Here is a 13390-nt window from a genome sequence, read left to right as displayed (position 1 = left end):
GGGTAGCGCCCTAGGCACGCGAAGCGCTGGCCTTGAAGCGCCCGACCCCGCGCAAGATGGAAAACGCCACCGCAACGGCAGCCAACGTCAGCGACACGCCGAAAAGCAGCAACGCCGTCGACGCACCGAAGCGATCCGCGATCAGTCCGGTGAAGATCACCGGCAGGCTGAAGCCGAGGTAGGCCAACAGGAAGTAGCCCGCGCTGGCCCGCGGCTTTTCCGCACCGGCCAGGACATTCACCGCCGACAGCCCGCCCAGGTAGGTAAAGCCGTAGCAGGAACTGCTCGCGCCCAGCGCGCCGAACAGCACCGCAGCCAGCGAGCCGTGGATCGCGCCCCAGGCCAGCAGGGCATAGCTCGGCGGCAGGATCACCAGCCCCAGGCAGGTCGCCGAGGCCGGCGCCATCCGCCGCGCCAGCGGCTGGAACAGCAGGCCGCAGCTGATCACGGTGAAGGTCGAGAAGCCCGACCAGCGCGCCAGCCCGTGGGCTGCCAGCAGCGAAGGCAGGACCGCGATGACCAGGCCCACAGTGGCCCATGCCAGCAGGATCGAGAAGCCGTACGGCAGGCTGCCGGCGGGAAAGAACGGCAGCCGCAGCATCGGCGTATCGCGCCCGCGCGGCGCCTCGTCCGGCAGGCCCGCCACCGCCGCCAGGGCCACGCAGGCCAGTCCCAGCTGGACCCAGAAGCTGCCGGGCACCAGGCTCTCCCGGAACAGCAGGAACAGACTGGTCAGTGCCGCGCCGAGGCCGAAGCCGAGCGAGGTGCTGGCGGTCACCCAGTTGGCCGAGGTGCGGGAATCCCCGCCCGCCATCAGTTCGCTCATGTAGGCCGTCCCGGTGGCCGATGCCAGGGCCGTGCCGACGCCGAGCAACAGGCGCGCCACGCCGAGCGCCTCCAGGCGCGGCCAGAGCGCCATCACCAGGGTGGCCACCATCGACAGCAGCAACGCGACGACGATCGGCGGCTTGCGCCCGATCCGATCGGACAACCCGCCGAGTACCAGCAGCACCGGCAGTACGCCGAGCACATAGCCGGAGAAAGCGCTGGCGGTGGCCGCCGCGCCGTAGCCGGAAAGCTCCGCGTAGGCGGTGTACAGCGGCGCCTGGAGGTTCACCGCCAAGGTGATCAGGCACAGGCCGAAAGCCAGGCATGCGGCGTGGCGACGGGTATTGCTCATGCGTTTCTCCGTTCAAGGGCCTGCCGCGGCAGAGCGGTGGGCATTGGCTAGCCCGCGAGAAGAGGCGTCGACTATCCGGCGCGGCGGCGCTACGGAACAAGTAACAGCTGTTCGGATTTGTGCTTAACTGTTCGCCTGAAAAGACCGAACAGTGAGTCAGGCATGCACCTCCGGATCGACCGCAATGCCAGCGAGCCGCTGGTGCAGCAGGTCGTCGCAGGGGTCAGCGGCTGGATCCGCGGCAATCGCGTCCGCGCCGGCACGCGGATTCCGTCGATACGCCAGTTGGCCAGGGAAAACCAGCTCAGCCAGTCCAGCGTGATCGAGGCCTACGACCGCCTGGTCGCCCTGGGGATGCTGGAATCGCGGCACGGCTCGGGGTTCTTCGTCGCCGAGGCGCCCGCCGCCACTACCGACCTCGACAGCGAATGGCACGAAGGCGCGGAAAGCGCATGGGGCCAGTTCAGCGGCAGCTCGACGAAACTCAAGCTCGGCTGCGGCTGGATTCCGGACAGCTGGCGGGAAGTCGAGGAACTCAGCTACGCGATCCGCCAGGTCGCCCGCAGCGAACTCGCCGGGCTGTTCGACTACAGCACTCCACTGGGCCTGCCGGCGCTGCGCCAGCACATCCAGAAACGCCTGCGGCTGATCGATATCCATGTCGACCCGGAGCAGATCCTCACCACCACCGGCGCCAGCCATGCCCTCGACCTGTTGGTGCGCACGCTGCTCAAGCCGGGCGACGTGGTGGTGGTGGAAAACCCCGGCTACTACAACCTGTTCAACCTGCTGAAATTCCACGGGGTGAAGATGCTCGGCGTGCCGCGCACCCGCCACGGCCCGGACACCGCCGCGCTGGAGGCGATCCTCCGCGCACACAAGCCGAAGTTCCTTTTCACCAACAGCATGTACCACAACCCCACCGGCACCAGCCTCAGCCCCTCGGTGGCCCACCGCGTGCTGCAACTGGCCGAGCAGCATGATTTCCACATCGTCGAGGATGACATCTACGCCGACTTCCAGAACGGCCCCAGCACCCGCCTGGCGACCCTCGATTCGCTGCGCCGGGTGATCTACCTGGCGAGCTTTTCGAAGACCCTCAGTTGCTCGCTACGGGTCGGCTACCTGATCGCCGGCCCCGAGCTGATCCGGCGCCTGGCGGATGTGAAGATGTACACCAGCATCGGCAGCCAGCGCTTCGCCGAATGCGTGGTCTCGACCATGCTCGCCAACGGCAGTTACCGCAAGCTGGTGCAACGCCTGCGCCAGCGCCTGACCCGGCAGATGGCGGCGACCCTGCGGGTGCTTGGGGACAACGGCTGGGAGGTGTTCGCCGAACCGGTCGGCGGGATGTTCGTCTGGGCCCGTATCGGCGACTACCCGTTCGCCGAAGTGCAGGCCGTGGCGACACGCCTGGACGTGCTGCTGTCGCCGGGCAGCGGCTTCAGCCCGGAAGGCGAGGAGAGCGACTGGCTGCGTATCAACATCGCCTATGCCAGCGACCCGCGGGCCCTGGCGTTCTTCGAGGCGTTCGGGTGAGGCGCGCTCTTGCCCTCCCCTGCCTCACTGGTAGTCGAGCAGGATCACCATCGCGGCCAGGACCGAGCCGGGCGTGATTTTCTCGGCGGTCTGCACATAGGACGTTTTCATCGGGATCCAGTACGCCCCGCCGGTGTTCTTGTCGTACGCGGTCACCGGCAACGAGAGTCCCATCCGTAGCGGCACGCCGGCCTCGTCGGTGACCCGGATCGATACGCCGGTCGCGGTGCTGCCCGCCAGGCGCGGCAGCACACCCGAGCCTTCGGCCACCGCCCCCCCCACCGCTTGAAGGCTGTAGCCGACGCGGTTGTACCCGCGAGGACAGCCGGCCACTACGAGATTGAACGGGGTAACGGCCGCGTAGGTGCCGACGCCGTTCAGCCGGGCGGCAGCGATCGACTGCAGCTTCACGGTCTGGTCGGCGACCTGGCAGGTCGCATTGATCGTGGTGACGCTCCCGGTCAACCTGACGGAAGAGGTGCCAGACGCGACAAGCCCGTCCTTGTAGGTAATGAGGAAGTACGAGTTGAACGCTCCGCTCGCGAATTGGCCGTCGGAGAGCGGCGTCGAGTTGCGGAACAACTGGACCTCCGCGATTTGCGAGAAAGTGCCCTTGAAACGGCTGCTCGCCGGTATGCCATCCAGCAGCAGGCGCACCGAAAGGCCCGGCACGTTGGTATTCAGGTCCGGACCATCGACCGGGTCCCAGACACTTCCCTTGTTGTACAGAGCGACGCCGATGAGATCGCAGCTGGGCTTGCCGCACAGTTGCATGGGAGTGAACGTGTAGCGCGACGTGACGTTTCCCTCGGGAAGGATCGAGGGGACGGCGATATCGCGGCCGCCGAAAGCGTACAGATTGGCAGCCATGCTGGTGCCGGCGGGAACGAACAGGACTGCCGCGATCAGCAGGGTTCGACGGAACGTCTTGAACTCCATGGGATGACAACCGATGTGTCCGGCATGTCCGGGAAAATCCGGCGGAACCGGCGCGAACTTGATGGGTGGCGAATCTTTTCAGAACGCCTGGAAAAGAGCCATAAGACAGGACCTACACGGCTCCGCGAATCCACCTAAGAATCGCTAGGAAAATTCTTAAGCAAGCTCTACAGCTCGCTCTCCGGCAAGTGCAGGATCGACCCCGGACGCCGCTTGGAGCGCCTGGATGGCAAGCAGCTTCGGTTGACGATGTGGAACGGTAGCGCTGCCACCGGAAAGGAAAAGGCCTTGGCCCGTCGCCAGCCGTGCCTGAACAGGCGAAAGATCGGCTCGCCAACCGGGACGCGGCGGGGCGAGATGCCCGCCAAGATAGCAGGCGCCATAGCACAAGGCCCGCCACTCCCTCACGGGTGGCGGGCCTTGGGATGACGCGAAATCAGATGGGGCGGCTGCCGTACTTGCTGTCCGGCTTCTTCGGCGGATCGGCCACCACGTTGGGTTCGATCTCCTGCACCTTTCCACCGCGGGAAAGGAATTCCTCCATCGCCTTGGCGAGGGCGTCACGCTCTTTCTGCTTGGCTTCGACCGAGGGCAGTTCCTCTTCCACCACGGCGGCTTTCGCCTTCTTGCCGGGGGCGGGGGCCTCGTCGCCGTCACTGCTGTCCGCTTCGCCGTCGTCGGCCGCGGCCAGCTCTTCGCCGTCGTCCTCGTCAGCGCCGTCCAGCTCGTCCTGTTCCAGTTCTTCTTCGCTCATGGTCAACCTCTCGGTGCTGCAAAAGCAGGTTAGTTATAGCCCAGCCGCGCGTTTTGATGAGCGCCGCCGGAAAAAATTCATACTGACTCGCCCTGCCAGGTGGCGAGCACGCGCCGTGCCCCGCCCCTGTCCCGGTGTTCACCGAGATAGATCCCCTGCCAGGTGCCCAGTGCCAACCCTCCCGACTGTATCGGCAGGGTCAGTTGGCAGCCCAGCAGGCTGGCCTTGAAATGCGCCGGAAGGTCGTCCGGACCTTCGTCGTTGTGTTCATAGCCGACTTCGCCGCGTGGCGCCAGCCGCTCGAAAAAACGCTCGAAATCCCGGCGTACGGCAGGATCGGCATTTTCATTCAGGGTCAGTGAAGCCGACGTATGTTGCAAAAGCAGGTGCAGCAGGCCGACCCGGCACCGCCGAAGCTCCGGCAAGGCGTCGAGTATCTCCTCGGTGACGAGGTGAAAGCCCCGCGGACGCGGGCGCAAGGTGATCAGGGTCTGCTGCCACATGCTGCTGTTCCAAATCGGCTCCGATCCGTCGCGCCGCGCATTCTAGCGCGGCATTTGAAAAAGCAAAGAGCGTAAGAGACAGACCTGTGAAAGCTGAGGGTTGCGCAGTCCGCCGGCAGTCGCTGAAAGACCGGTTGCGGAGAGGTCGTGGCGGTCGCGGGAAGTGCCCAGGACTTTCGACGCACAAGGGCATGGCGTTCGGCGAAGGCGAGCGCGGGAGGCAAGCCGACGCCCGGCGGAAAGCCGGGCGCCGGCAGGTATTACAGGTTGTAGCCGCGCTCGTTGTGCAGCGCCAGGTCGAGGCCGACCGCTTCCTCTTCCTCGGTGACCCGCAGGCCCATGACCAGGTCCAGCACCTTGAGGATCACGAAGGTCACCACGGCGGTGTAGACCACGGTGAAGGCCACGCCCTTGAACTGCACGAAGAACTGCGCGCCGATGTCCTCCACGCTGCCGAAGCCGCCCAGCGACGGCGCCGCGAAGATCCCGGTGAGCAGCGCGCCGACGATACCGCCGACCGCATGTACGCCGAAGGCGTCGAGGGAATCGTCGTATTTCAGCGCGCGCTTGAGACTGGTGGCGGCGAAGAAGCAGATCACCCCGGAGGCCAGGCCAATCACCAGCGCGCCCATCGGACCGGCGGTGCCGGCGGCCGGGGTGATCGCCACCAGACCGGCGACCACGCCGGACGCGATGCCCAGGGCGCTCGGCTTGCCGTGGGTGATCCACTCGGCGAACATCCAGGCCAGGGCCGCGGCGGCGGTAGCGATCTGGGTCACCAGCATGGCCATCCCGGCGGTGCCGTTGGCGGCGGCGGCGGAACCGGCGTTGAAACCGAACCAGCCGATCCACAGCATGGCCGCCCCGACCAGGGTGTAGCCGAGGTTGTGCGGCGCCATCGGCGTGGTCGGGTAGCCCTTGCGCTTGCCCAGCACCAGGCAGGCGACCAGGCCGGCGATACCGGCGTTGATGTGCACCACGGTGCCGCCGGCGAAGTCCAGCACGCCCCAGTCCCACATCAGGGCGCCGTCGCCACTCCAGACCATGTGCGCGATCGGCGCGTAGACCACGGTGAACCAGACCGCCATGAAGATCAGCATCGCCGAGAACTTCATGCGCTCGGCGAAGGCGCCGACGATCAGCGCCGGAGTGATGATCGCGAAGGTCATCTGGAAGGTGATGAACACGCTTTCCGGGAACAGCGCGGTGGCGGAAGTCAGGCCGTCGGCGGTGAGACCGCTGAGGAAGGCCTTGTCCAGCCCGCCGACGAAGGAATTGAAGTTGAGGACGCCCTTCTCCATCCCGGCGGTATCGAACGCCAGGCTGTAGCCATAGACCACCCAAAGAATGGTGATCAGGCCGGTGATGGCGAAGCACTGCATCATGATCGACAGCACGTTCTTCGCTCGCACCATGCCGCCGTAGAACAGCGCCAGGCCGGGGATGGTCATGAGCAGGACGAGCGCAGTGGAGATCAGCATCCAGGCGGTGTCGCCGCTGTTCAGGACGGGCTCCTCGGCGGCCAGGGCGACGCCCGGCAAAGCGAGGGACAATAGGGCTCCTAGCCCTGCGATCTTACGCAGAGTCATGTTGGTATTCTCCTGGGGCTTTTGGGGGTTCGGTTGGGCTTAGATCGCGTCGGTATCGGTTTCGCCGGTACGGATGCGGATGGCCTGTTCCAGGTTCACCACGAAGATCTTGCCGTCACCGATCTTGCCGGTATTGGCCGCCTTGGTGATCGCCTCGATGACGCGGTCCAGCTGGTCGTCGGCGATCGCCACGTCGATCTTCACCTTGGGCAGGAAGTCGACGACGTACTCGGCGCCGCGATACAGCTCGGTGTGGCCCTTTTGCCGGCCGAAACCCTTGACCTCGGTCACCGTGATGCCCTGCACACCGATCTCGGACAACGACTCGCGGACGTCGTCCAACTTGAACGGCTTGATGATGGCAGTGACTAGCTTCATGAAACTCTCTCCCGTGTTTGGTGGACTCGCCCCAGGAAAACGAACCCGAGGACAGTCTAAGCGCAGTGTCTGGCTTTGTAACGCGCCGGTCCCTCTGGGAAGCATGATCGGGACCCTCCGCCCCGACCTGGCCCTGCTGCGGCCGTTCGATGCCGCAACCTGCCGGCCTCCCGCAACCGCCTCATCTGCCGCACCGGTACTGCTTCAGTGCACGCCTCACCCCGGCCAAAGCAGAAAGCTTGCCAGCTCCGGCAAATCCGCCGGATTTCAAGCCCTTAGCCGCCAACCCGGGGATAGTGCGGAACGCCGGCCTCCGGGCGGCGCACCAAATAGGCGCAGACGCGCTCCGACAGTTGCGCAAAAAGTGTGCAATGGCCCTCCCGCGAGCGCCGCCGACATCGTGCTAGACTGCCGCCCACTCGTTACCGGAACCCTCGCCATGCTGCCGCCCAAAGCCGTCTTCGAAGCCCTCAGCCAACAAGCCAGCCGCCTGTTCGCCGGCGAATCGCCGTTGCCCAAGGCCGAGCTGGAGTCGCAGTTCCGCGCCCTGATGCAGAGCGCTTTCAGCAAGCTCGACCTGGTCAGCCGCGAGGAATTCGACAGCCAGATGCTGGTCCTCGCCCGCACCCGCGCACGGCTGGAAGCCCTGGAGGCCAAGGTGGCGGAACTCGAAAGCAAGCTGACGCCGCCCGCCGACTGATCCTTCCCCCTGCGAGCGACGTGAGATCAAGGAGCGATCCATGTCCCTGGCGATTGTCCACAGCCGAGCCCAGGTCGGCGTCGAAGCCCCCTGCGTCAGCGTCGAGGCGCACCTGGCCAACGGCCTGCCTTCGCTGACCCTGGTCGGCCTGCCGGAAACCGCGGTGCGCGAGAGCAAGGACCGCGTGCGCAGCGCCCTGCTCAATGCCGGTTTCGACTTCCCCGCGCGGCGCATCACCCTCAACCTCGCCCCCGCCGACCTGCCCAAGGACGGCGGTCGCTTCGACCTGGCCATCGCACTCGGCATCCTCGCCGCCAGCGGCCAGTTGCCCGGCACCGCCCTCGACGGCCTGGAGTGCCTTGGCGAACTGGCCCTGTCCGGGGCGATCCGGCCAGTGCGAGGCGTATTGCCGGCCGCGCTGGCGGCGCGCGACGCAAGGCGCGTTCTGGTGGTACCGAAGGAAAATGCCGAAGAGGCCAGCCTGGCCAGCGGGCTGACGGTGTTCGCCGTGGACCACCTGCTGGAGATCGCCGGACACCTCTCCGGCCAGGCCCCGCTGCTGCCCTACCAGGCCCGCGGCCTGCTCCGCGCGCCCTTCCCTTATCCAGACCTGGCCGAGGTCCAGGGCCAGGCCGCCGCCAAGCGCGCCCTGCTGGTGGCCGCCGCCGGCGCGCACAACCTGTTGCTCAGCGGCCCGCCGGGCACCGGCAAGACCCTCCTGGCCAGCCGCCTGCCCGGCCTGCTGCCGGCGCTCGACGAGGACGAGGCCCTGGAGGTCGCAGCGATCCATTCGGTGGCCAGCCACGTCCCCCTCAGGCACTGGCCGCAGCGACCGTTCCGCCAGCCGCACCACTCCGCCTCCGCGCCGGCCCTGGTCGGCGGCGGCAGCCGCCCGCAGCCGGGCGAGATCACCCTGGCGCACCAGGGCGTGCTGTTCCTCGACGAACTGCCGGAGTTCGAGCGCAAGGTCCTGGAGGTCCTGCGCGAGCCTCTGGAAAGCGGCGAGATCGTCATTGCCCGGGCCAACGGCCGGGTACGTTTCCCGGCGCGCTTCCAACTGGTGGCGGCGATGAATCCCTGTCCCTGTGGCTACCTAGGCGATCCCAGCGGCCGCTGCCGCTGCACCCCGGAACAGGTCCAGCGCTACCGGGGCAAGCTGTCCGGACCGCTGCTCGATCGCATCGACCTGCACGTCAGCGTGCTCCGCGAAAGCACCAGCCTGCAGCCAGGACACGGCGAAACCGCTACCGCCGAGATCAGCGAACGGGTTGGCGCAGCACGGCAACGGCAACTGGCCCGCCAGGGCTGCGCCAATGCCCATCTCGACCTCCAGGCGATGCACCGCAATTGTGCACTCGCCGAAGCGGACCGCCGCTGGCTGGAGGCTGCCGGAGAGCGCCTGGAACTTTCCTTGCGCGCCTTGCATCGCATACTCAAGGTGGCCCGGACGCTGGCCGACCTGGAGCGCATCGATGCCATCGAACGCCGGCACCTGGCGGAAGCCCTGCAGTATCGGGCACCGACCTCCACGTGAAGCGTAATAATTCAGCAAAGCTATCGATTAAGGCTTTCCGAATCAAATTAGCTATCACGATGTGTTAGGCTGTTTCGTCTTCCGCCTTCGGCGGGCAATCCGATCACAAGGAGAGCTAGCTTACATGGAGACACCCACTACCCCCCGGAGCACCCTGAATCCTCCGGTCTTCTATACCTCCGCCGCCCTGATCCTGGCCCTGGTGCTGTTCACCGTGCTCCTCCAGGAAGAAGCGCAATCGCTGTTCAACCACGTCCAGCAATGGATCATCACCAACGCCAGCTGGTTCTACGTACTGGCCGTGGCGCTGATCCTGATCAGCGTGGTGTTCCTCGCCGTCAGCCGCTACGGCGACATCAAGCTCGGCCCCGACCACAGTCGTCCCGACTACCGCAACACCACCTGGTTCGCCATGCTGTTCTCCGCCGGCATGGGCATCGGTCTGATGTTCTTCGGCGTTGCCGAACCGGTGATGCACTTCACCACCCCACCGGTAGGCGAGCCGAACACCGTGCAGGCGGCGAAGGAAGCGATGAAGCTGACCTTCTTCCACTGGGGCCTGCATGCCTGGGCGATCTACGCCATCGTCGCGCTGATCCTGGCCTTCTTCAGCTATCGCCACGGCCTGCCGCTGACCCTGCGCTCGGCGCTGTATCCGCTGATCGGCGAACGTATCTACGGCCCCATCGGCCACGCGGTGGATATCTTCGCGATCATCGGCACCGTGTTCGGCGTGGCGACTTCGCTCGGCTACGGCGTGCTGCAGATCAACAGCGGCCTGCACCACCTGTTCGGCTGGCCGGTGAACCAGACCGTGCAGATCGCCCTGATCGCCGCCACCTGCGGCCTCGCCACGCTCTCGGTGGCCAGCGGACTGGACCGCGGCATCCGCATCCTGTCCGAGCTGAACCTGAGCCTGGCGGTGATCCTGCTGCTCTTCGTGCTGGTCCTCGGGCCGACCGTGTTCCTCCTGCAGACCTACGTGCAGAACACCGGGGCCTACCTGTCCGACATCGTCAACAAGACCTTCAACCTGTACGCCTACGAGCCCACCGACTGGATCGGCGGCTGGACCCTGCTGTACTGGGGCTGGTGGCTGTCCTGGTCGCCCTTCGTCGGCCTGTTCATCGCCCGTATCTCGCGCGGCCGCACGATCCGCGAGTTCGTCTGCGGCGTGCTGTTCGTCCCGGCCGGCTTCACCCTGCTGTGGATGACGGTGTTCGGCGATACCGCCATCCACATGGTCCTGCAGGAGGGCTTCACCCAGTTGGCCGAAGTGGTCAACCAAGACAGTTCGGTGGCGCTGTTCGCCTTCCTCGAGCACTTCCCGCTGGGCAGCGTGATTTCGCTGGTGGCGGTGCTGATGGTGGTGGTGTTCTTCGTCACCTCGGCCGACTCCGGCGCGCTGGTGGTGGACATGCTGGCCTCCAGCGGCAAGGACCACTCGCCGCTCTGGCAGCGGATATTTTGGTCGGTGCTGATGGGCGTGGTGGCCATCGCCCTGCTCCTCGCCGATGGCCTCAAGGCGCTGCAAACCGCGACCATCGCCAGCGCGCTGCCGTTCTCCATCGTGCTCCTGGCGTCGATCTGGGGCCTGTTCAAGGCGCTGCACCTGGATGCCACCAAGCGCGGCATCCGCTACCAGGCGCTGACCTTCTCCCGCCCCACCACGCGCAGCGGCGCAAGCGAGGGCGACGGTTGGCAGCGCCGCCTGCGCAACATCGCCATGTTCCCGAGGCGCAGCCACGTCAACCGCTTCATCACCGATGTGGCGCGACCGGCCTGCGAGGACGTCGCCGCCGAACTGCGCAAGCAGGGCTACGAAGTCCAGGTGCAGGACGGCGAGGACGGCCGGGTTCGGCTGGAAGTCAGCCACGGCGGCGAGGTCGATTTCATCTACGAGGTGCGTCCGCGCGCCTTCACCACGCCGAGCTTCGTGATGCGCGACACCGAGGACAGCAGCGAGTCGCGCAAGTATTTCCGCGCCGAGGTCCATCTCCAGGAAGGCGGCCAGGACTACGACATCATGGGCTGGAGCCGCGACGGCGTGATCGGCGACATCCTCGATCAGTACGAGCGGCACATGCACTTCCTGCACGTGGTGCGCTGAGGGATGCGGGGGCCGGCCAATGCCGGCCCTCGCCGTTTCGCCTACTGGATCTGCTCCGGGGTGACGATCACCCAGTTCCTGTCCGCCGTCACCGGCAGGCCGACCTTGGCCTGGGCGGCGGAATGCTGCTTGATCATGCCGTTGATCTGCTCCATGTACTTGGCCTTGCGGTTGACCCACAGGTGCACGCCGTTTTCCGCGGTGCCGTTGAACAGCATGTAACCGTCGCTGTCCGGGGTATCGCCGGCGACCAGGATCGGCCGCTTCCAACGGTCGATGTAGGTGAGGATCGCAGCCTGCTTGCCGGCCATCCAGGTCGCCGGGGTCCACAGGTAGGGGGTCACCTCCAGGTCGAGGTTGGCCTTGGGATCGTACTTGCCCTCGGCGATCTGCTTGCGCGCGGTGGTCAACTCGCCGGTCTTGCGGTTCTTCAGCAGGGTGGTGACGCCGATGACGTTCTCCGGCTTGGCGTTGTAGCCATACCTGGGGTCCGCCGCGACCATCCGCACCAGTTCCTCGTGGGCCGCGCTGATCACGTAGACCTCGATGCCGTTTTCCATCAGCTTGTTGTACAGCTCGCGCTGGCCGCTGAACACGCGCGGCGGCTCGACGTCGAGCGTGGCGAGCTTGTCGCCGTCGTAATAGGTGGCGGGGATCGGCTTGCCGTAGGCCATCAGTTCGTCGACATAGCCCTTCAATTCCCTGAGGGTGAAGCCTGAGAACACCTGGGCGACCCAGGGATAGCAGACCATGTCGTCGATCTCGCAAAGCCGGTAGTAGTAGCTGAACAGGCTCTCCTTGTGCCCGGCCTGGTCCTTGAACGGGATCAGTTTCAGCGAAGGGTCGAGCCTGTCGCGGGTCAGCACGCCCTTCATTTCCAGATAGGGCAGCAGCGATTCTTCCAGGTCGTAGCGATAGCTGGTGTTGTCCATGTCGAACACGGCGTAGGCGCCCTTGTTCGCGTTGGCCTCGATCAGTGCATTCAGTTGCCTGGCGGCGGGGGCCGGCCAGTGCTCGAGTTCGGTGGCGCTGGCCTGGCCGACTGCGGCGGCGAGCGCCAGCGCGGCGAGTATTCCTTTGGCGAAGGTCATGGCGGGTTCCTTTGGGCGGTTGGAAGGAAGCTCCGTCCCCTGCCGCTCCCGACAGGCAACGACCAACGACCCTAGCGCAAACCCTGCGCCCGGCCCAGCGACGGCAGCGACCTGTAACGTCGCGTCAGCGCCAGGAGTTGTCCGGCGGCGTCACGCCAGCCGCTCGACGACGGGCAGACGCATCGCCGCCACCTCCGCGAGGAGGAAGTCGCGCAATCGCTGGAAGCGTTCCTGTCCCCTGCGGGCGCGAGGCCAGACCAGGTGATAGCTTTCGCCGCTGGCCACCGCCACCGGCCAGGGCAGGCCGATGCGGCCCTGGGCGACATCCTCGGCGACCATCACCAGGTCGCCGATGGACACGCCATAGCCTCGTGCGGCGGCGACGATACCCAGTTCCAGCGTGTCGAACACCTGGCCGCCCTTGAGCGACACCTCGTCCCCCAGCCCAGTCCGCTGCAGCCAGCGTCGCCAGTCGCGACGATCCGGCGTGGGGTGCAGCAACTCGCTGTCACGCAGGCGTTGGAGGGTCCAGGGCTCCACGGCCTCGTCGGGATCGCAGACCGGCACCAGCCATTCGGCGAACAGCGCTGCCGTTTCCCATTCCGGGCTGAACTGGCCGCTGCCCAGCAACACCGCGCAGTCGAAAGGCTCGCGCTGGAAATCCACCGAGTCCACATCCATCCAGGCACTGGTGAGCTGCACCTCGATATCCGGGTTCAGGTGGCGGAAGCGGCTCAGGCGCGGTAGCAGCCAGCGCAGGGTAAGGGTGGAAGGCGCCTTCAGGCGCAGGGTGGCGTCGTCCACGCGCAGGGCGGTGCAGGCCCGTTCCAGCGCATCGAAGCCGTCGCGCAGCCCGGGCAGTAGCAGGCGTGCCGGCTCGGTCAGCTGCAACTGGCGGCCATGGCGCTCGAACAGACGGCAATCGAAGTGCTCCTCCAGGGTACGGATGTGCCGGCTCACCGCGCTCTGGGTTATCGCCAGTTCCTCGCCGGCGCGGGTGAAAGAGGCGTGCCGGGCGGCAGCCTCGAAGGCGCGCAGGGCATACAGCGGGGGCAGGCGACGGGTCATTGGGG

Annotated in this window: 12 protein-coding genes; 4 read left to right on the top strand and 8 right to left on the bottom strand. The window is 66.3% G+C overall.

All coding sequences use genetic code 11. The features are described from left to right. Nucleotides 1-10 precede the first annotated feature (10 nt). Nucleotides 11-1180 (bottom strand): MFS transporter, encoded by a 1170-nt coding sequence (locus FOC67_RS27480; RefSeq protein WP_009314505.1) that lies wholly within the window; start codon nt 1178-1180, stop codon nt 11-13. 162 nt (nt 1181-1342) lie between these two features. Here FOC67_RS27480 and FOC67_RS27475 point away from each other — a divergent pair, with 162 nt between their 5' ends. Further along, nucleotides 1343-2719 carry a PLP-dependent aminotransferase family protein gene (locus FOC67_RS27475; protein ID WP_009314506.1) on the top strand — a complete coding sequence of 459 codons (1377 nt, stop codon included), beginning with the start codon at nt 1343-1345 and terminating at the stop codon, nt 2717-2719. A 24-nt stretch (nt 2720-2743) separates the two neighbouring features. Here the strand turns inward: FOC67_RS27475 and FOC67_RS27470 are convergent, their stop codons facing one another. The 5 genes from FOC67_RS27470 to glnK form a co-directional block, all read right to left on the bottom strand. Next, a complete protein-coding gene (locus FOC67_RS27470; protein WP_009314507.1) occupies nt 2744-3658 on the bottom strand; it encodes a fimbrial protein in 915 nt (304 codons plus the stop codon). Nucleotides 3659-4094: 436 nt separating this feature from the next. Then, on the bottom strand, nt 4095-4412 hold the full coding sequence (gene sutA / locus FOC67_RS27465) for a transcriptional regulator SutA (RefSeq protein ID WP_003096440.1): 318 nt from the start codon (nt 4410-4412) through the stop codon (nt 4095-4097). A gap of 77 nt (nt 4413-4489) precedes the next feature. Continuing rightward, a complete protein-coding gene (locus FOC67_RS27460; RefSeq protein WP_003096441.1) occupies nt 4490-4915 on the bottom strand; it encodes a secondary thiamine-phosphate synthase enzyme YjbQ in 426 nt (141 codons plus the stop codon). A 260-nt stretch (nt 4916-5175) separates the two neighbouring features. Beyond that, on the bottom strand, nt 5176-6504 hold the full coding sequence (locus FOC67_RS27455; protein WP_003109815.1) for an ammonium transporter: 1329 nt from the start codon (nt 6502-6504) through the stop codon (nt 5176-5178). 39 nt (nt 6505-6543) lie between these two features. Continuing rightward, nucleotides 6544-6882, bottom strand: a complete 339-nt coding sequence (gene glnK / locus FOC67_RS27450) for a P-II family nitrogen regulator (protein ID WP_003096476.1) — start codon at nt 6880-6882, stop codon at nt 6544-6546. A 439-nt stretch (nt 6883-7321) separates the two neighbouring features. Here glnK and FOC67_RS27445 point away from each other — a divergent pair, with 439 nt between their 5' ends. The 3 genes from FOC67_RS27445 to betT all read left to right on the top strand — a co-directional run bounded on the left by FOC67_RS27445 (nt 7322) and on the right by betT (nt 11226). Continuing rightward, nucleotides 7322-7582 (top strand): accessory factor UbiK family protein, encoded by a 261-nt coding sequence (locus FOC67_RS27445; protein WP_003096478.1) that lies wholly within the window; start codon nt 7322-7324, stop codon nt 7580-7582. Between the two features lie 40 nt (nt 7583-7622). Next, the gene (locus FOC67_RS27440) at nt 7623-9116 is read left to right on the top strand and encodes a YifB family Mg chelatase-like AAA ATPase (RefSeq protein WP_009314511.1); all 1494 of its coding nucleotides are present in this window, start codon (nt 7623-7625) and stop codon (nt 9114-9116) included. Nucleotides 9117-9240: 124 nt separating this feature from the next. Further along, nucleotides 9241-11226, top strand: coding sequence for a choline BCCT transporter BetT (gene betT / locus FOC67_RS27435; protein WP_003096496.1), 1986 nt, complete (start codon nt 9241-9243; stop codon nt 11224-11226). Nucleotides 11227-11267: 41 nt separating this feature from the next. On the opposite strand, the gene pchP is transcribed toward betT, so the two are convergent. Together pchP and FOC67_RS27425 are read right to left on the bottom strand one after the other, a co-directional pair. Further along, nucleotides 11268-12317 carry a phosphorylcholine phosphatase gene (pchP, locus tag FOC67_RS27430; RefSeq protein WP_009314512.1) on the bottom strand — a complete coding sequence of 350 codons (1050 nt, stop codon included), beginning with the start codon at nt 12315-12317 and terminating at the stop codon, nt 11268-11270. 150 nt (nt 12318-12467) lie between these two features. Beyond that, entirely contained in the window at nt 12468-13385 is a 918-nt protein-coding gene (locus FOC67_RS27425) for a LysR substrate-binding domain-containing protein (RefSeq protein WP_003141986.1), read from the bottom strand. Nucleotides 13386-13390: the final 5 nt, after the last annotated feature.

The organism is Pseudomonas sp. FDAARGOS_761, from assembly GCF_013343155.1.
Lineage (GTDB): Bacteria > Pseudomonadota > Gammaproteobacteria > Pseudomonadales > Pseudomonadaceae > Pseudomonas > Pseudomonas aeruginosa.
This window is presented reverse-complemented; position numbering and strand designations above follow the sequence as displayed.